At 64.1% G+C, this 17,970-nt stretch carries 17 protein-coding genes and 1 tRNA gene; 14 read left to right on the top strand and 4 right to left on the bottom strand.

Annotated elements, in window-relative coordinates; translation table 11 throughout:
• The first annotated feature begins 51 nt into the window (after window positions 1-51).
• Both Q1J79_RS11310 and Q1J79_RS11305 read left to right on the top strand, forming a co-directional pair.
• Window positions 52-999 carry a LysR family transcriptional regulator gene (locus Q1J79_RS11310; protein WP_300300269.1) on the top strand — a complete coding sequence of 316 codons (948 nt, stop codon included), beginning with the start codon at window positions 52-54 and terminating at the stop codon, window positions 997-999.
• A gap of 173 nt (window positions 1,000-1,172) precedes the next feature.
• A complete protein-coding gene (locus Q1J79_RS11305; RefSeq protein ID WP_300300267.1) occupies window positions 1,173-2,012 on the top strand; it encodes a flagellin in 840 nt (279 codons plus the stop codon).
• Window positions 2,013-2,082: 70 nt separating this feature from the next.
• On the opposite strand, the gene Q1J79_RS11300 is transcribed toward Q1J79_RS11305, so the two are convergent.
• Together Q1J79_RS11300 and Q1J79_RS11295 are read right to left on the bottom strand one after the other, a co-directional pair.
• Window positions 2,083-2,670, bottom strand: a complete 588-nt coding sequence (locus tag Q1J79_RS11300; RefSeq protein ID WP_300300265.1) for a malonic semialdehyde reductase — start codon at window positions 2,668-2,670, stop codon at window positions 2,083-2,085.
• 16 nt (window positions 2,671-2,686) lie between these two features.
• Complete coding sequence (locus Q1J79_RS11295) at window positions 2,687-3,400, bottom strand: GntR family transcriptional regulator (RefSeq protein WP_300300263.1); 714 nt, start codon at window positions 3,398-3,400, stop codon at window positions 2,687-2,689.
• Window positions 3,401-3,509: 109 nt separating this feature from the next.
• On the opposite strand from Q1J79_RS11295, the gene Q1J79_RS11290 reads away from it, so the two are divergent.
• Genes Q1J79_RS11290 through Q1J79_RS11265 form a run of 6 tightly spaced genes read left to right on the top strand, consistent with a single transcriptional unit; the run spans window position 3,510 to window position 9,937 of the window.
• Complete coding sequence (locus Q1J79_RS11290; RefSeq protein ID WP_300300261.1) at window positions 3,510-4,472, top strand: VOC family protein; 963 nt, start codon at window positions 3,510-3,512, stop codon at window positions 4,470-4,472.
• Between the two features lie 30 nt (window positions 4,473-4,502).
• Window positions 4,503-5,357 (top strand): fumarylacetoacetate hydrolase family protein, encoded by an 855-nt coding sequence (locus Q1J79_RS11285; RefSeq protein WP_300300259.1) that lies wholly within the window; start codon window positions 4,503-4,505, stop codon window positions 5,355-5,357.
• A 35-nt stretch (window positions 5,358-5,392) separates the two neighbouring features.
• Window positions 5,393-6,598 carry an amino acid ABC transporter substrate-binding protein gene (locus Q1J79_RS11280; RefSeq protein ID WP_300300258.1) on the top strand — a complete coding sequence of 402 codons (1,206 nt, stop codon included), beginning with the start codon at window positions 5,393-5,395 and terminating at the stop codon, window positions 6,596-6,598.
• A gap of 10 nt (window positions 6,599-6,608) precedes the next feature.
• Window positions 6,609-7,466: a branched-chain amino acid ABC transporter permease gene (locus Q1J79_RS11275; protein ID WP_300300256.1), complete on the top strand. Its 858-nt coding sequence runs from the start codon at window positions 6,609-6,611 to the stop codon at window positions 7,464-7,466.
• A 4-nt stretch (window positions 7,467-7,470) separates the two neighbouring features.
• Window positions 7,471-9,237: a branched-chain amino acid ABC transporter ATP-binding protein/permease gene (locus tag Q1J79_RS11270; RefSeq protein ID WP_300300254.1), complete on the top strand. Its 1,767-nt coding sequence runs from the start codon at window positions 7,471-7,473 to the stop codon at window positions 9,235-9,237.
• Window positions 9,230-9,937 (top strand): ABC transporter ATP-binding protein, encoded by a 708-nt coding sequence (locus Q1J79_RS11265; RefSeq protein ID WP_300300252.1) that lies wholly within the window; start codon window positions 9,230-9,232, stop codon window positions 9,935-9,937. The genes Q1J79_RS11270 and Q1J79_RS11265 overlap by 8 nt, the downstream gene beginning before the upstream one ends.
• Window positions 9,938-9,947: 10 nt before the next feature.
• Here the strand turns inward: Q1J79_RS11265 and Q1J79_RS11260 are convergent, their stop codons facing one another.
• Both Q1J79_RS11260 and Q1J79_RS11255 read right to left on the bottom strand, forming a co-directional pair.
• Window positions 9,948-13,001 carry a CHASE domain-containing protein gene (locus Q1J79_RS11260; protein ID WP_300300250.1) on the bottom strand — a complete coding sequence of 1,018 codons (3,054 nt, stop codon included), beginning with the start codon at window positions 12,999-13,001 and terminating at the stop codon, window positions 9,948-9,950.
• 248 nt (window positions 13,002-13,249) lie between these two features.
• A tRNA-Ser gene (locus tag Q1J79_RS11255) sits at window positions 13,250-13,339 on the bottom strand.
• A gap of 449 nt (window positions 13,340-13,788) precedes the next feature.
• Here Q1J79_RS11255 and Q1J79_RS11250 point away from each other — a divergent pair.
• Genes Q1J79_RS11250 through Q1J79_RS11225 form a run of 6 tightly spaced genes read left to right on the top strand, consistent with a single transcriptional unit; the run spans window position 13,789 to window position 17,968 of the window.
• The gene (locus Q1J79_RS11250; RefSeq protein ID WP_300300249.1) at window positions 13,789-14,220 is read left to right on the top strand and encodes a CBS domain-containing protein; all 432 of its coding nucleotides are present in this window, start codon (window positions 13,789-13,791) and stop codon (window positions 14,218-14,220) included.
• A gap of 21 nt (window positions 14,221-14,241) precedes the next feature.
• Complete coding sequence (locus Q1J79_RS11245; protein WP_300300247.1) at window positions 14,242-15,132, top strand: formate dehydrogenase accessory sulfurtransferase FdhD; 891 nt, start codon at window positions 14,242-14,244, stop codon at window positions 15,130-15,132.
• Window positions 15,132-15,755, top strand: coding sequence for a molybdenum cofactor guanylyltransferase MobA (gene mobA, locus Q1J79_RS11240; protein ID WP_300300245.1), 624 nt, complete (start codon window positions 15,132-15,134; stop codon window positions 15,753-15,755). Before Q1J79_RS11245 ends, mobA begins: the two co-directional genes overlap by 1 nt.
• Entirely contained in the window at window positions 15,752-16,477 is a 726-nt protein-coding gene (locus tag Q1J79_RS11235; protein WP_300300243.1) for a biotin/lipoate--protein ligase family protein, read from the top strand. The genes mobA and Q1J79_RS11235 overlap by 4 nt, the downstream gene beginning before the upstream one ends.
• Window positions 16,474-16,950 (top strand): DUF6505 family protein, encoded by a 477-nt coding sequence (locus Q1J79_RS11230; RefSeq protein WP_300300241.1) that lies wholly within the window; start codon window positions 16,474-16,476, stop codon window positions 16,948-16,950. The genes Q1J79_RS11235 and Q1J79_RS11230 overlap by 4 nt, the downstream gene beginning before the upstream one ends.
• Window positions 16,943-17,968: a DUF6352 family protein gene (locus tag Q1J79_RS11225; RefSeq protein WP_300300239.1), complete on the top strand. Its 1,026-nt coding sequence runs from the start codon at window positions 16,943-16,945 to the stop codon at window positions 17,966-17,968. The genes Q1J79_RS11230 and Q1J79_RS11225 overlap by 8 nt, the downstream gene beginning before the upstream one ends.
• Window positions 17,969-17,970 lie beyond the last annotated feature (2 nt).

Here is a 17,970-nt window from a genome sequence, read left to right as displayed (position 1 = left end):
AGTTTCAACTTCTCTATTCAAAAAATATATTGATTAATTATAATACAATGCATGAGTAAATTCGATCATTTGGCTCTGGACGGCCATAGCCTGCAGCTGTTCCTCGCCGTGCTGGAAGAGGGGTCGGTGACGGCGGCGGCGGCCAGGCTTGGTCTCACCCAGTCGGCGGTCAGCCACAGCCTGCAGAAGCTGCGCGAGATCGCGCGCGACCCGCTCTTCGTTAAATCGGGCCGGGGCATCATCGCCACCGGCCATGCCCATGCCCTGGCCGAACAGGCGCGCCGGCTGCTCGACGACATGCAGGCTTTTTCCAGCGGGGCGCAGTTCGAACCGGCCAGCGCCGATCTCGACCTCACCATCGCCGCCAACGATTTCCAGCGTGACCTGCTGCTGCCCACCCTGCTGCGGCAGCTGGAGGCCGCGACACGCAGCGTGCGGCTGCGCGCCATCCCCTCGCAACTGCCCAGTGCCGAGATGCTGCGCGAGAATCGCTGCGAGCTGCTGATCTCGCCGGTGCCGCCGGCGGGCACCGACATGCTGCAGAAGCGACTCTTAAGCGACCGCTATGTCTGTTACTACGACGCTGCCATGCGCTCACCGCCGCGCCGCGCGGATGATTATCTGCAGGCGCGCCATGTCACGGTGGTCTACAGCGACAACGAACGGCTGCAATTCGACAAGCGGTTGTTGGCGGCCGGCCACCGGCGCGAGGTGGCGGTATCGGTGCCGAATTTTTCCGGCGTGCCGGCTTTCCTGCGCGGCACGCCGATGCTGGCCAGCCTGCCCAGCCTGCTGCGGGACGGCCTGATGCGCGATTTCGCCCAGGTGCCGATCCCGTTGCCCGAGATTTATCAGCAGGGCGTAGGCGATCTGCCAATGTATATGGTCTGGCACCGCCGGGTGCAGAATGATCCGGCCCATATCTGGTTGCGCGCGCAGGTCGAACGCGCCGCCATCACGGCCCTGCAGGGCGGCGAAGCCGGGCAGCCCCGGTCATAATTAAAAAATCATTTCCACCGATATGGCGGCGGCTATGCCGCGGCTTTGTTGCATTGTAACGCGATATTGCGCGCCGCGAGGATGGATTGCGACGGCAACGTGCGCTGCCTAGCGTGGCCCTTGACCGGTAAAGACCGGCGATCTTCTTCACGATCCCAGAACAGGAGATTGCAATGTCAAACTCGATCAATACCAATGTCGGTGCCCTCGTTGCCCTGTCATCGCTGCGCAGCCTCAATACGGAACTCGACAAGACCTCCAAGCGCGTCCAGACCGGCTACAAGGTGGCCGATGCATCGGATGATGCCGCCGTTTTCGCGGTTGCCCAGGGCATTCGCGGCAATGTGAAGGCGTACTCGTCGGTGCAGTCGTCGCTGTCGGCCGGTGAAGGCCTCGGTCAGGTGACCGCCGCCGCGCTGACCGGCATCTCAAACCTGATCGGTGACATCAAGGCGAAGTTCGCCAACCTCGCCGACGGCTCGCTGACCACCGCCCAGCGCGATGTGTATCTGAACGATACCAAGCAGCTGCTCGCCCAGGTCACCAACTACGTCAACCAGGCGACCTATAACGGCAAGAACCTGCTGAACACCGACTCCACTGGTACTTCGGTGACCTTCGTGGCCGACGTCGTCGGCACCACGCTGACCCTGCAGACCACCAGCGGTCTGGCTTCGGCCGCCTCTGCCGACTTCAACTCGGTGATCACCGTGTACAGCGGCGCCGGTGCGGCCGGTTACTCGGCTGCCATCGTCGGCCTCGGCACTCTGGAAGCCCTGGTCAACTCCATCTCGGCGCAGGTTGCCGCCCAGTCGCGTTCGATCAGCTTGCAGAAGAGCTTCGTCGACGACCTGGTCGATGCCACCAAGAAGGGCCTTGGCGCCCTGGTCGACGCCGACGTCGCCTCGGAGAGCGCCACGCTGCAGTCCCTGCAGGTCCGTCAGCAGCTCAACATCCAGGCGCTGTCGATCGCCAACCAGCAGCCGAACACCCTGCTCAGCCTGTTCCAGTAACCGGTTGGCCCGAGGTTATGAAAAAGGGAGTCGCAAGGCTCCCTTTTTTGCCGGGCGATGAAGCCGGGCGCTAAAGCACCTGGCAGGCACGCTCGAAGGCGTGGCGCGGCTGGCGGCCGAACAGTTTCGACGGATCGCCATAACCCAGGTTGCACAGGAAATCGACCTGGCAGCGGCCGTCGGGGAAGAATTCGGCATTCACCTTGGCGGCATCGAAACCGCTCATCGGACCACAATCCAGGCCCAGCGCGCGGGCGGCGATGATCAGGTAGGCACCCTGCAGGGTGGCGTTGCGCTGCGCGGTGGCCTGGGCCAGCGGCGCGTTGCTGGCAAAGGTCTCGCGCGCCTCCGGCTTGTGCCAGATCTCGGGCATGTATTCGTAGAATCTGGTGTCGCGCGCCACGATGGCGGTCACCGGGGCCGCCATGGTCTTGTCGAGATTGGCCGGCGACAGGGCGGCAGCCAGGCGCTGCTTCGCTTCCCTGCTGCGCAGGAACAGCAGTCGCATCGGCTGCGTATTCATCGAGGTCGGGCCCATCTTCAGGATGTCGTATATCTCACGCAGCAACTCGTCCGATACCGGCTTGTCCTGCCAGCCATTCTGGGTGCGGGCATCGAAGAAAATCTGCTTCAGCGCGTCGGCTGCGATCCGGGTCATGGTGTTGCTTCTGACGTTAGAGGGCTACGGACGTGCGGACGATGGTGGCGGTCTTGCGCAGATGGCTCTCCAGCGCCGCCATGGCGCGCTCGACGTCGCGATCCATCACGGCATCGAAGATGGCCTTGTGCTCGGCGGGAACGTCGCGGGCCTCGGTCTGCAGGGGCACCGACATGCGGCGGTAGCGTTCGCTCTGCTCGTACAGCATCGCGCGCATGCGCAGCAGCCAGTCGTTGCCGCAGGCGCTCACTAGCTCGGCATGGAAATCGGCATGCGCCCGCGACCAGACCTCGCTTAAATGCTGGTCCTTGCCGGCTTCGGACTGGCTCAGGCGTGAGAGGCGGTGCCAGGCGGCGACGATGCGGGTTTCCCAGGCCAGGTCGCCGCGCTGGATCGAGGTGCGCAGGCATAGCGTTTCGATGGCGATCCGCGCCTCGGTGATGTCGGCCAGTTCCTTGGGTGAAACCGGGCTGACCGTGTAGCCGCGCTGCGGTTCGGAAACCACCAGCGCCTCTGACTGCAGCATCGACAGCGCCTCGCGGACGGCGCCGAGGCTGACATCAAGGTCGCTGGCCAGGGCCGCGATGTTCAGCTTGGTGCCCGGCATGTGACGACAGGACAGGATGTCGGCGCGGATCTGGGTGTAGGCCCGATGGGATTTGGTGCCGGCGCTGGCCTCCGGCAGAACGGGGGCGGGGGCTGGATCGGAGGGGCTGTGGATTATTTTCATGTCAAAAATATATTGCTAGCCTTCAAATCTATGTGTAAGACGAAAATACAGAAAAGACCAGACCCTGACAAGGCCGGATCCTGATCGGGGCGATGTGGAGGAAACAGATATGGCCGATCCCAAGCGGTCCGGTGTGACCGCGATCCATTCGCTTGACCGCTTCGTGTTCAGCGTGCCCGAGCTGGCTGTCGCCAAGCAGTATTTCACCGATTTCGGGCTCGACGTGCGCCAGGTCGGCAAGCAGCTCGACCTCTATACCTTCGGGCATCCGCATCGCTGGGGCTCGATCTATGAGAGCGGCGAGCCAAAAAAACTCGAATACCTCGCGCTGGGCGTCTATGCCGAGGATTACGAACCGCTGCGCCGCCATATCGAGAAGATCGGCATCAAAACCATCGATCCACACCCCCTGGTGGACGAGCAGGGCTTCTGGCTGCGCGACCCGGATGGCATCACGCTGCAGATCGTCGTGGCCGAAAAATCATCGCCGAACCAGAAGGGCGATACCTACGGCCCGATGTACATGACCACCGACAAGGGCACCACGGTGGGCATCAACCGCCGGAATATGAAGCCGGTGCGCCCGGTGCGCCTGACCCATGCGCTGCTGTTCTGCTCCGACGTGCCACGCTCGCTGAAGTTCTATGACGAAGCGCTCGGCATGCGGTTGTCCGACCATTCGGGCGAGGGCATCGCCTTCATGCATGGCGCCCATTCCAGCGACCATCACCTGCTGGCTTTCGCCAAGTCGAGCGGACCGGGCCTGCATCACACCAGCTGGGTCGTGCGCGGCATCGACGAGATCGGCCTTGGCATGGAGCAGATGCTGAACAAGGGCTACAAATACGGCTGGGGCGTCGGACGCCATGTGCTGGGCTCGAATTACTTTTACTACCAGCGCGATCCGTGGGGCAGCTTCACGGAATATTCCTACGACATCGACTTCATCGGCCTGGAAACCGACTGGCCGGCGCAGGATCACCCGCCCGAGGATTCCTTTTACCTCTGGGGCCCGGGCGCGCCGGAGGACTTCGTCACCAACCACGAAATCGAAGACCGGAAGGCCGGCTGACGCCGCCTCCAATTACAGAGGATCATTCTTATGCGATTGCTGAATTACCTGAAGGGGGGCCGCTGCTCGCTGGGCGCCCGCAATGGCGACGTCATTGTCGATCTGACCGCCGCGGGGCTGCCCGATAGCATTGATGGCCTGCTGGCGCTTGGGCCCGATGGTCTGCGCAAGGCGCAGGAGGCGGCCACGAAGGGTGGCGCGACCACGCCGCTCGCCCAGGCCAGGCTGCTGCCGCCGGTTCTGAATCCGTCCAAGGCCATCGCCGTCGGCCTGAACTACATCGATCATGCTGCCGAAAGCCCTTACAAGGACGCGCCGAAATATCCGGTGCTGTTCCACCGCTTTCCATCATCCTGGGTGGCCCATAACGAGCCGCTGATCAAGCCGAAGGTCTCGGACCAGTTCGACTACGAGGCCGAGCTGGCAGTCATCATCGGCAAGGCCGGCCGCCACATCGCCAGGGACAAGGCGCTGGAGCATGTGGTCGGTTATTCGCTGTTCAACGACGGTTCGATCCGCGATTACCAGTTCAAATCGCATCAGTGGATGATAGGCAAGAATTTCGATGCCACGGCATCCTTCGGGCCGGAGCTGGTGACGGCCGATGAACTGCCGGCCGGCGCAGTCGGCCTGCAGATTCGCGCGCGCCTGAACGGCCAGGTAATGCAGGACGCCAACACCAAGGACATGATCTTCGACGTGGCGACCCTGGTCAGCACCTGCTCGGAAATTTTCGCCCTGCAGCCCGGCGACGTGATCATCTCCGGCACGCCGGCCGGCGTCGGATTTGCCCGCAAGCCCCAGATATTCATGAAGCAGGGCGACGTGATCGAAGTGGAAGTCGAGAAGGTGGGCGTCCTGCGCAATACAATCCAGAACGAGTGACGCGTCTACAAGAACAAACCTGAGGGAGGAAACACATGAAAAGCTTGAAACGGATCGTCGCCCTGGCGGCGATCGCGGCCGGCAGTCTTGGCTTTCTCGCCGGGCCTGCGCAGTCGCAACAAGGCAGTCCTGTCCGCATCGGCAGCACGTTGGCCCTGACCGGCCCTCTTTCGGCCACCGCGCTGGTCCACAAGCTGACAGGCGAGATCTATGTCGAGGACCTCAACAAGCGCGGCGGTCTGCTCGGCCGCAAGGTGGAATGGATCGTCAAGGACGACCAGTCCAAGCCTGAAGTGGCCCGCACGCTCTACGAACAGCTGGTCACCTCCGACAAGGTCGACCTGCTGATGGGGCCCTATGCCACCGGCGCGATCCTGTCGGCGATGGGCGTGGCCCAGCGTTACAACAAGATCCTGATCCACCATACCTTTGGCATCCCGTCGCTGGCGAAATACGACATGCATTTCCCGGCCTGGTCGCTGGGTCCCGATCCGGGCACCACGGTGCCGAACACGCTGTTCGACGCGCTGGCTGCCGCGCCGAAGCCGCCGAAAACCATCGCTGTCGTCACCTCGAAATTCCCGTCGGTGCATTTCATGTCGCTCGGGGCGCGCGAAGTGGCGAAGAAACGCGGCCTGCAGGAAGTTCTGTTCCTCGAATGGGAATTCGGGAACCGCGATTTCGGTCCGATCGCTGCGCGTGTGAAGGACGCGAAGCCCGATCTGGTCTTCGTTGGCGATATTGGCCTGGAAGGCAATATGCTGCTCGAGGCAATGAAGAAGCTTGATTACGAGCCGCCGCTTCATTTCCACCTCTATCCCGCGCCTGGCCCGATGGCGACGGCGCCGGAAGGCAAGAATGCCCTCTCGGTCACCATCTTCGAGGAGCACGCGCCCTATACCAACAACCCGGTCGCGGCGAAGTTCGTCGCCACCTACAATGAACGGGCCAAGGCAGCCGGTTTCCCCTATGCCAAGGTCGAGGTGCAGGCGGCTGCTTCCTTCACGGCCTGGCAGCTGCTCGAGGCCGCGGTGACCGCAACCAAGAGCTTTGACGATCGCAAGCTGGCCGATTGGCTGAAGGCGAACCAGGTGCCGACTATCCAGGGCACCCTGCGCTTCGATCGCGGCAACAATTTCGGCGACGACCTGATGCGCATCAAGCAGGTCCAGGGCGGCAATTGGGTTACCGTCTGGCCGAAGGCCTGGGCCGCCCCCGGCGCCAGCCTGAAGATGCAGTGAGAGTAGAGGCATGACGCTCCCAAGCCTGAACCTTCTGTCGCAGTCCATCCTTTCGGGTTTTTTCATCGGCGGGATGTATGGGCTGATCGGTTTGGGCTTGGGACTGTCCTGGGGCCTGCTGCGGCAAATCAACCTGGCGCATTTCGGCTTCGTTTTCCTGTCGGCCTATATCAGCTATCACATGGCGTCGGTCTGGGGCATCGATCCGCTGCTGACGCTGTTGATCCTGCCGCCGGTTTTTTTTTGCATCGGCGTTGCGATGCAATGGCTGCTGTCGCGGTTCCATATTTCGCCATTCAATTCCCTGCTGGTCACTTTCGGCATCACGGTGATGATCGAAAGCCTGATCCAGTATGTCTGGACCGCCGATTTCCGCAAATTGCAGTCCAGTTACGGCGAGGAGAAGTTCACCGTCGGCGGATTGTTCGTTCCGGTGCCCGAGCTCCTGACCCTGATGTTGGCGATCTTTTTTGCCTTCGCGATCTGGGCGGCGATGCGCTTCACCGATCTGGGCAAGGCGATGCGCGCGATGGCGGAAGACGGCCCGATCGCGGCGGCCTTCGGGATCAACCAGCGCCTGCTGTCGTTTCTGCTGTCCGGCGCCTGCGTCGCGCTGGCCTCCGTCGCCGGCGTCTGTTTCGCGCTCACCTTCACGCTGACGCCGACGCAGATCTTCTCCTGGGTGGGCGTGGTCTTCGCGGTTGTCATGCTGGGCGGGCTGGGCAGCGCGGTCGGCCCGCTGGTCGCCGGCATCATCATTGGCGTGAGCGAGGCGGTCGCGATGGTGCTGTTCTCTCCCTCCTGGGCGCCGATCGTGTCGTTTTCACTGTTGATTCTCATGCTGCTGTTCCGCCCGGGGAAGGCTTAAGATCTTGAGCAGGACAATCGTTCTCGGAATCCTGGGTGCAGGCATCGCTCTGGGATTCCTGCCCTGGCTGGGCGTTCCGGCCTTTTATGAATCCTTTCTCTATCTGCTGTTCCACTGGATGATCCTTGCCGTTTCGTGGAACATCCTGTCGGGTTACACCGGCTATTTCTCCTTTGGCCATGGTGCCTTCTTCGGCGCTGGCATCTACGCGACCGCCTATCTGGCCGGCAGGGCCGGCTGGCCGTTCCTGGCGACCGTGCCGGCGGCCATTCTGGTTGCCGCGTTGCTCGGCGTGGTGCTGGGTGCCATCGTCTTTCGGGTTTCCAGCGTGCGTGGCGAATTGTTCGCCCTGCTGACGCTGGCGGTCACCTTTGTCCTCGCCACGGTCATCCTGAACACGCCGGTCGATGGCGGCCCGGGCATTTACCTGATCGGCGTCGATATTCCGGTCCTTGGTCCCTCGCAATCGGCTTCGATCTATATGATGGGGCTGATCACGGCGACGCTGACGCTGCTGATCTCCTACTGGATCTACGCTTCCAAATTCGGCACCGGGCTGTTTGCCATCCATGACGACGAGGATGTCGCCGAGGTGATGGGGGTGCCGACCTATCGCTTCAAGCTCTACGCGCTGGCCATCTCCTGCGGCCTGGCCGGCCTGGCGGGCGGCATCCATGCGCTGTTCGTCTCCTATGTCACGGTGTCGGAAACCTTCTCGATCACCGTGCCGCTCAGCGTCGTGCTGATGAGCATCCTGGGCGGCAGCCGGCACTGGATCGGGCCGGCGGTCGGTGCCGTGCTGATCACCTGCTTGCTCTATTACTTCACGTCGGGTGAATCAGCCGTGCTGGGCCGGGCCGCGGTTGGCTTTATCCTCGTGGTCGTCATTCTCTTCATGCCGGCCGGTGTGCTCGGCCTGGTATCCGGCTGGCGCCATAACAAGCGCGTGCGCGTCGCCGCCGAAGCCGCGGCCAGCGCGGCGCCGGTCCATGCGGCCGAGGCGGCTCCGGTGGCGCGCCTGCCGGCCAGGCGCCACATCGTGGCGGAGCCGTTGCTGCAGGTCAGGGGGCTGTCGAAAGCCTTCAGCGGCGTGAAAGCCCTGAACGATGTGACCCTGGAGGTCTACAAGGGCGAGATTCTCGGCCTGATCGGGCCGAATGGTTCAGGCAAGTCGACCTTCATCAACGTGGTCAGTGGCCATTACAAGCCGACGGCCGGCGAAATCCTGTTCGAAGGCCAGAGCCTTGCCGGTCAGGATGCTCATCGCTTCGCCCAGGCCGGCATCGCGCGCACCTACCAGATTCCGCGCCCCTTCAGCCATATGAGCGTGCTGGAGAACGTGGCCATGGTCGGCATGTTCGGTGGCGGCGGGATGAGCCGCGCCGAGGCCCTGCGCGAGGCGCAGACTTTCATCGAATTCGCCGGCCTGTCGCATCGGGCCCATGCATTGCCGGATGACCTGAACCTGCATCAGCGCAAGTTCCTCGAGCTGGCCCGCGCGCTGGCCGCCCGGCCGAAGCTGCTGCTGCTCGACGAGGTTCTGTCCGGCCTGACGCCCGGGGAAATCAACGAAGCCATCGAGATGATCCAGCGGATCCGCGATCGCGGCACCACCATCGTGTTCGTCGAGCATGTCATGCGCGCGGTGATGGCGCTGACCGACCGCATCGTGGTGCTCAACCACGGCGCCCTGATCGCCCAGGGCGACGCCAGCGCGGTGATGAACGAAGAGGCCGTCAAGGCCGCCTATCTCGGGAAAGCCCATGCTTGAGGTGCGTAACCTGCGGGTCGCCTATGGCGCCGCTCCGGCCCTGTGGGATGTCAGCATCCGGGTCGAAACCGGCGAACTGGTCTGCGTGGTCGGACCAAATGGCGCGGGCAAGACCACCCTGATCAACACGCTGGCCGGCCTCAACCGCGCCGCCGGCGGCAGCATCGCGTTTCATGGCGTGGATATCACGCGTCTCGCCGCGCACAGATTCTGCGAGGCGGGCATTGCCATCGTGCCGGAAAGCCGCCGCCTGTTCACCGGCATGACCGTGCTGGAGAATCTGGAACTGGGCAGCTACCTGCCGGCGGCGCGGGCGCGCCGACGCGAGACGCTGGAGCAGGTCTGCGAGCTGTTTCCGGCGGTGCGGCAGAAGCTGCCGATGCCGGCCGGATCGCTGTCGGGCGGGCAGCAGCAGATGGTGGCGATCGGGCGCGCCCTGATGGCGCGGCCGAAGCTGCTGCTGCTGGACGAGCCGTCGCTGGGCCTGGCGCCTTCCATCGTGATGGACATGTTCGACGCCATCCGCCGCATCAATGCCGAAGGGCTGTCCGTGCTGCTGGTCGAGCAGAATGTCAGCATGGCGATGGAGCTGGCGACGCACGCCTATGTGCTGGAAGAGGGCCGCATCGTGATGGATGGCCCGGCCCACGACCTGATGCGGCGCTCGGAAATCCGCAAGGCCTATCTGGGCCTGGAGTAATGGGCGGGCCTTAACCGGTCCCCGGCTGGGCCGGGATCACCTTCACGATCCACGCATTACCCTGTTGGTCACGGAATGATGGCGACGTGATCGCGGTCTGCAGGGCGGTGCCGGCCTGTGCGGTCTGCGCCAGCCCGGCCAGGCCGAGGCGGCGCATCTCCTCCTCGCTGTGGCCGAGCAGCCGGCAGGCGGCGGCATTGGCCGCCAGGATAGTGCCGCCCGGCTCGGCCAGGATCATGCCGTCGCTGCAGGTGTCGAACAGGAAGCGGAAGCTCTGTTCGGCTGCCGGCAGCGCGGCGAGGGCAAGCTGTGCCTGCGCTTCCAGGTCGAGCCGGTCGAGCGCCACGCTGATCTGCGCCGCCAGCCTGTTCAGAAGCTCACGCATCTCGTCGGCGGGCAAACCGGCCTCGTCGGCATAGAATGTGAGTGCGCCGACCGGCTTGCCCCGTCGGCAGATCGGCAGCGCGGCAGCGGCCTGCCAGCCATATTCCGCCACGCGCTGCCGCCATGGCTCGATGCGGGAATCCTGCTGGAAATTGTCAAACCAGACCGGATGGTTTTCGCGGATGGCCGTGCCCGTCGGGCCGCGACCATATGGATCGTCGGCATGGACGGTAATCCTGATGTTATCCAGGTATTCCCGGCCGAAGCCGTAGGTGCTCACGGGGGTGACGGTGCCGCTGTCTTCATTGACCAGGCCGATCCAACTCAGCCTGACGCCGCCGAATTCAACGACAATCTCGCAGATCCGGTCGAACAACTCCTGCTGCGTCCGGCAGTCCTGGATGGCGCGGCTGCATTCCCGCAGAGCGGCGTAAAGCCGGTTGAGGCGCTGGCCCTGAATCTCGGCCTGCTTCCGGTCGGTGATGTCGAGGGCCACGCCGCGCAGTCCGACGATCGTTCCGGCGGCATCGCGCACCGCCTCGCCGCGCACCAGCATCCAGCCATGGCTGTTATCCTGGCGGACAGTCTCCAGCTCAAGTTCGTAGGGCTCGCCAGTCGCCGCGGTCTTGGCGACCCCGGCAGATACGCGTTTCCAGCTGTCAGGGCTGAAGATGCGGGACTGCTCGTTGAATCCCGGCGCCGGAGTCGCCGGGTCCAGCCCGAACATCCGGTAGAGTTCCTCCGACCAGATCGCCCGGTCTGTCGCAAGGTCGAAATGCCAGTTGCCCACCTTGGCGATGCGCTGGGCCTGCACGAGCTCGAACCGGCTTTCCTGCAGCTCTTCTTGCAGTTCCCGGCTCTCGGTGATGTCGGTGAAGATGCCGCAGATCCCCCAGATCGTCTGACGTTGGGCATCGGCATAAACCGGGGTCCTGTTTTCCAGATATATCCGTCGTCCGCGCCGAGGATCGTCAACCGTAATTTCCTCGGTGATGCGTTCCCCGCGCAGCACTCTTTGCATGGAGTCCCGTCGCGGCCCGATGCCATCAGGCGGAAAATACCGGCTGTCGAAGCGCCGGCCGAGCTCTTCGGCGGAACAGCCGAAGAGCTCAAGGGCGGGCTTATTCGCAAAGACATACCGGCCTTCGGCATTTTTCAGGTAAATGCAGGCGGCCACGTTGTCGAGCGCATCGCGCAGCCGCTGCGTTTCCGTGATCATTGCCTGCAGGCGAAACTCGTTTTCCTTGCGGGCGGAAATATCGCTATGCGTGCCGACGACGCGCAGCGGCTTTCCGTCGGCGCTGCGCTCGAACACCGTGCCGCGGTCGAGAATCCACTTGTAGCGGCCATCTTTGCAGCGGAGGCGGTGTTCGCTTGCGTAAGTCTTGGTTCTGCCTTCAAGACAGTCGCTGACCTTTTCAAGGGCGCCCGCCTTGTCGTCGGGATGGACGCGGCTTTCCCATTCCTGAAGCTGGTTGCCGATCTCGTTTTCCTTGAAGCCAAGCATTTCTTTCCACAGCCTGGAAAAGAACACGGTGCCCGTCGGGACATTCCAGTCCCAGACGCCCAGGCCGGAGCCTTCCAGCGCGGCCCGCCAGCGGTTCTCGGTTTCCTCCAGCGTCTGTTCACGCTGCCGGATATCGAGGACGAGCTTCTCGGCCAGCGCCGCCGCCTGTTCCCGCCGCCTGATCAGCGCCAGGATCAGAAGGTACAGCAGGACGCTGATCAGCATGCCCGCGCCGATGGTCAGAAAGACCGGCGCAAAGCGGATGCCGTAGGCCACCGGATGCGGATTGAACAGCAGCTGCCACTGGCGGCCGTTGAAATTGATGACCCGCGACTGCGCCAGCGGCGACAGCTCGAAATTCCTGCCGCCGCTGCTGTCGAACAGCAGGGTCTCCGGCCCGATGGTGGCGCCGTCGTAGACGTGAAGGTCGAACCCGGTTTTGCCTTCGGCCCGCCAGTCCCGGAGGATCGCCGTCATCAGGTCCGTCATGCGGTAGGGGCTGTAGGCCCAGCCCATCAGCGCTGCCCGCCGCTCCGCCACGGTCGTGGTTGGCATGCCGCTTCTGTAGGCCGGAACATACATCAGCGTGCCGGCCTGGTTTTCCGTGCCGGTTTCCTGGACCAGCGTCACCTTGCCCGACAGGGTGGCGTTGTCGGCATCCCGCGCCCGCTCCATCGCCTCGCGCCGGACCGGCTCGGAGAGCATGTCGTAGCCGAAGGCCCGCAGGTTGCGGTCGCTGAAAGGCTCAAGAAAGATGATCGACGAGTAGTAGTCGCGATCGCCCGCCGGCCATACCTGGTATTGCGGAAAGCCCTCGCTGCGGATTCCGGTGACATGGGCGTCCAGTTCCGTTGCCGGGATGTATCTGGCAAAGCCGACGCCCTGCACTCCCGGCACCCCATCGCCGCTGCGCAGCCTTTCGACATAGAGGCGCCATTCCCTCCGGTCGACCTGGAGACGTCCCGATATCAGGCCGGCGGCGCCGCGCAGGATCAGCGCGTAGGCATCGAGGCGCTCGCGGATCTGCAGCGTGATCTGATCGCTGGTGAGGATGATTCGGTCGGTGGCCTCGTTGACGATGGCGCGCCGGACCTGCAGTCCCGCCAACGCGGTCAGCAGCAGGCCGATGCCTAGCAGAATCCAGGCCAGGGCAGTTTTTTTGTCGGGCTTCATGGCCTGCGCCAATTATGGCCTGGATGGATCGGCGATGGCTGAGGGAACCGAAAGGCTGCATGCAAACATGAAAGGCGACTCTGCAGCGGCGGCATGTTTAGGCACCCCAGTGACGGGTATTCATCCGGAAGGATAGTATCGCGGAATGTGCAGGGAAAGTAAGCCGGCTTTGTCGCGTGGCCGTTCCGGGCGGGCGGCGCTGCAGCAAAAACAGCCGCCGGCGGGTGCCGGCGGCTGTTTTTGGTGAATGGCGGAGAGGGTGGGATTCGAACCCACGGTACGCTTGCACGCACAACGGTTTTCGAGACCGCCCCGATCGACCACTCTGGCACCTCTCCGCAGAGGGCCGGCGCGGAAGACTATCCTGGCCGGGGGTCGAAAGCGGCGCGGACCTTAACCGAACCGGCAGCCGCCCGCAAGGCTCCGGCCGACTTCCGCGGGAGCCGGAAAGCCATTGGCCGGTCAAGCAGTTATCCGGCTGTGCAAGGTTGGTCTTGTCATTGCCGCGGGCTTGGCTGAGACTGGCGGCACGGTGCCTGCCAGAGCCTGGATCGCGCCAGCCCGGCATCGGTATCGGGGAGAGCGCATGGGTACCGGCCAACACCGCCTCGCCGCCCGCAGCGATTTCGACAGCGCCGCCAGTGCCGCGCTGCGGCGCGGACAGGTTTCCCCCGGCATATTGCGTTGTAACGGACCCGCCGGCGCCCCCGCGCGGCCAGGGAACCGACAGGTCCGGCAGGAGGTTGCGTAGCGAGCAGGTTATCCAGCGAAAATGGAGGAAACGACCATGACCGTTGCGGCGATTCTGAAAGGCAAGACGGGTGGCGTGATCAGCGCCAGACCGGACGACAGCATCGAAAGCGTCTGCCAGCTGCTGGCAGACAAGGGCATCGGCGCGGTGCTGGTGCTGCGGCCCGATGGCAGCATTGCCGGCATCCTGTCGGAACGCGACATCGTGCGCGGCCTGGCGATGATCGGCACCGACCTGCTGAAGCAAGGCGCCGACAGCATCATGACCCGGAACGTGATGGTCTGTTCCAGCCATGACACTTTGGGCGATATCATGCATCTGATGACCAAGCGGCGGATTCGCCACCTGCCGGTTGTGGATAACGGCCGCCTGACCGGCATGATTTCCATCGGCGACGTAGTCAAGCGCCGGATCGCCGAGACTGAAATGGAAGCCGAAGCCCTGCGGCAATACATCGCCACCGGCTGAGACCTGCCCTATATAGGAGCCATGACCAGCACGCCCGAATTCCTCGTCCGCCCGGACCCGCTCGATCCCGCCCTCACCGAAACGGTGCAGGGCATCGACCATGATGGCAAACCCGTCGAGACCAAGGTGCCGGTCGAGCGCCCGCTCACCCTGTTCCTGAACGGGCAGGAAATCGTCACCATGATGACGATCGGCGACTATCCCGACTATCTGGCCCTGGGCTATCTGGTCAACCAGCGCATGTTGCTGCCCGACGACGAGGTGACCGGCATCGATTTCGACCCCGAGATCGAGACCATCGTGGTGCGCACCGCACGCCAGACCGACTATGAAGAGCGGCTGAAGAAAAAGACCCAGACCTCGGGCTGCGCCCAGGGTACGGTGTTCGGCAACATGATGGATGCGGTGGAAAATGTGCGGCTCGACCCTACGGCCATGCTGCACACCTCGTGGATTTATGCGCTGTCGAAGAAGATCAATCTGGCGCCATCCTTGTATCTGGAGGCCGGGGCCATCCATGGCTGCGTGCTGTGCGAGGATGACCGGCCGCTGATCTACATGGAGGATGTCGGCCGCCACAACGCCATTGACAAGATCGCCGGCTATATGCGGGTGAACGGCATCTCGCCGCAGGGCAAGAGCATGTACACCACCGGGCGACTCACCTCGGAAATGGTGATCAAGACGGCGCAGATGGGCATTCCGATCCTGATCAGCCGCTCGGGCTTCACCGCCTGGGGCGTGCAGCTCGCCCGCCAGATCGGCATGACCCTGATCGGCCGCGCCAAGGGCAAGCGCTTCGTGGCGCTTTCCGGCGCCGAGCGCCTGCGCTTCGATGCCGATCCGGCCATTGTCGGCGAGGAGGACGCCACGCTGCAGCGCAAGGGCAGCCGCGGCGACGAGGCGGCGTAATGACGACAATCCTCGGCGTGGTGCTGGCGGGTGGCCTGGCCCGCCGCATGGGTGGCGGCGACAAGAGCCTTCAGATGCTGGGCGGCCGGCCGATCCTGGATCGCATCCTCGACCGCCTGCGGCCGCAGGTGGATGGCATCATCCTCAATGCCAATGGCAATCCGGCGCGGTTCGCGGCCTGGGGCCTGCCGGTGGCGGGCGATGCCATCCCCGATTATGCCGGGCCGCTGGCCGGCGTGCTGGCTGGCATGGCCTGGGTGAAGCAGAACCGTCCGGATGTCACCGATATCGTTACCGTGCCGGGGGATGGGCCGTTTTTACCGCGCGATCTGGTGGCGCGTATGGTAGCGGCGCGCACCGAGGCCGGCGCCGACCTGGCCTGCGCGGTTTCGGCCGGCCAGGCTTATCCCGTGGTCGGTCTGTGGCCATTGCGCCTGCATGACGACCTGCGCCATGCGATGGTGGACGAGGATATCCGCAAGGTGGATCGCTGGACCGCGCGGCACAAACTGGCGCAGGTGCATTTCGCCGCCGATCCGGTCGATCCGTTTTTCAATGCCAACACGCCGGAGGATATCGCGGCGGCCGAACGCCTGCTGGCGCAACTGGGAGACGCGGCATGAATCCCGCTGACTGGCCGGCCATGCCGCCGGGCTACACGCTGCGACTCTGCGTCGCCGATGCTTTCGAAACCGCTTGCCAGGCAGCGCGCGATGGCGCCGAGGATGGCCTGATGCTCATGGTCGACCGGCCGGATCGCTGCGAGGCCGCCCTGGTGCTGCGGCCGCTCGACCCGATCCAGCCGGCGCTGACGCTGGCCTATGTCGGCCTGCTTGGTCTGCATGACGGGCTGGCGGCGCTGGCGCCCGCCGAAACGCCGGCCAGCATCGGCTGGCCCGACCGCCTGCTGGTGAATGAGGCCTGTGTCGGCGGCGTGCAGGTTGTCCATGGTCCACTGGTCGAGAAAGACGGCATGGCCGATGTGCCTGACTGGCTGGTGCTTGGCATCACCGTGCAGATGAGCGGCGACCGCGACGACGACACGCCTGGCGTCGAACTGGAATACACCAATCTCTATGAAGAAGGCTGTGGCGAGGTGACCGTGCCGCAGCTGATCGAGGCTTTCGCGCGGCATCTGCTGCACTGGCTCGATCGCTGGCAGGAAGACGGCTTTGAACCGGTGCGCCGCGCCGTGCTGCACGATCTGCAGGACAAGGGCCTCAGGATCGAGCCGAACGGCGATGCCTGGTTCGAGGATGGCACGGTGAAAGCCTGGCGTGGCCTGCGCGATGCCCTGCGGCATCGCAGCTGGGTACTGCCCGAGCCGGTGGGGCAGGTATCATGAAGCTGCTGCGCTGTATCCGTTTCGATGAGTCTGATACGCGGGTTTTCCCGCAGGCCGCCACACCCGGCGAATGGGCGGTGCCGGGTACTTTTGCCTTCGCCGATGCCAACCCGGAATCTTTGAGCCGGCAGCAGCGTCAGGCCTTCGCCAATGGCTTCCTCGGGCTGGGCAGTTTCGGCTGGTCCACGCTGGTGACGGTCGCAACCGCCGAAGCGGATGAGTATGAGGCAGCCGTGGCAGCCCTGGCGCAGCATCTGGCCGGGCATTATGGCGCCCCCGATATGGCCAGCGCGACGGCAGCCGCGCGCGAGGAGGTCGATTATGCTGCCGCGTTGTGCGAGCATCCGATCAACACCCTGCTTTCCTTAAGCCGTTTCATCGAGGGCGAGGCGATCCGCGAGCAGTTCCGCGTCGTGCCGCCGCCCGGAGAGAAGCTGCATACCAAGATCTGGGAGATCAGTCCCGATGACTGAACCGCAGGCCGCCTTCTGGATCAGCAGCGGCTATGACCTGTTGGACCGCGCGGATGATGGCCATCTGGTCGCGAGCATAGACTTCATCCGCGCTTATTTAAGCCGACCGGAAATGCTGCCGCCGGAGGAAGCCTGCCTGGCCGAACGCCGCCTGCATGCAAGGTTGCTGGAGGATCCGTTTTGGGCGGTGCCCGGCGGCGAAATCGACGCGCTGGCCGATGCCGATGCGCGTGAGAATTACAAAATCTTCCTGCGCTTCCGCGACCACCTGGCCGCCAGCGGCAGCATCGAAGCCGCTTATATCAGCCTGTTCCGGGCGGGCGCACCGGCGGTGCCGGCCCTGTTCATCGATCACCTCGTGGCCGCGATCCTGCGCGACCTGCTGGATGGCAGCCCTGACGCCTTCCGCTTGCGCGCCGCTGAACTGTTTTTCCGCGTGCAGAAGGCGACGACCCAGGAGGGGCGCATCCTGCTGGCTGACGAGGAAACGGTCGAGATGCTGGCGGCCGGCGGCGGCTTTGGCTCGCTTGGCGCGCTGGTGGCGCAGGCCGGCACGGCCTTGCGCAGCGTCGACATGGATATCCTGACCAAGGAGAATGCCGCGCAATACTGGGGCCGCAGCGACCGGCATGACTTCGTGCTGGATTTCGGTTTCACCCGGCCGGGGCAGGATGCCTTCGCCCGTGTGGTCGAGCTCTGGGTCGAGCGCCTGACTGGCGCCGCCGTGCAGGTGCAGCCGGTGCAGACCATCCGCGACGAACGCTGGGTCTGGCATATCGGCCTGGATGCCACGGCCAGCGGCATCATGAATACGCTGTACGAGGGCCAGAGCGTGGAGGAGGAGCGTCTGCGGCATATCCTGGCGCTGTTCCGCCTGGAATTCCGCGATCCGTCGCTGATGTTGCCGCGCATCGCCGGGCGGCCGGTCTATCTGGGCTTGGCGATGGATGCGCAAGGCCGCGTGCGGATGAAACCGCAGAATCTTGTGATAAACTTGCCGCTCAATTCGGGAAGCTGAAG

The organism is Ferrovibrio sp. (genome assembly GCF_029255545.1).
Classification (GTDB): domain Bacteria; phylum Pseudomonadota; class Alphaproteobacteria; order Ferrovibrionales; family Ferrovibrionaceae; genus Ferrovibrio.
The sequence above is the reverse complement of the archived record's forward strand: the minus strand, read 5'-3'. Positions and strand labels throughout refer to the sequence as shown.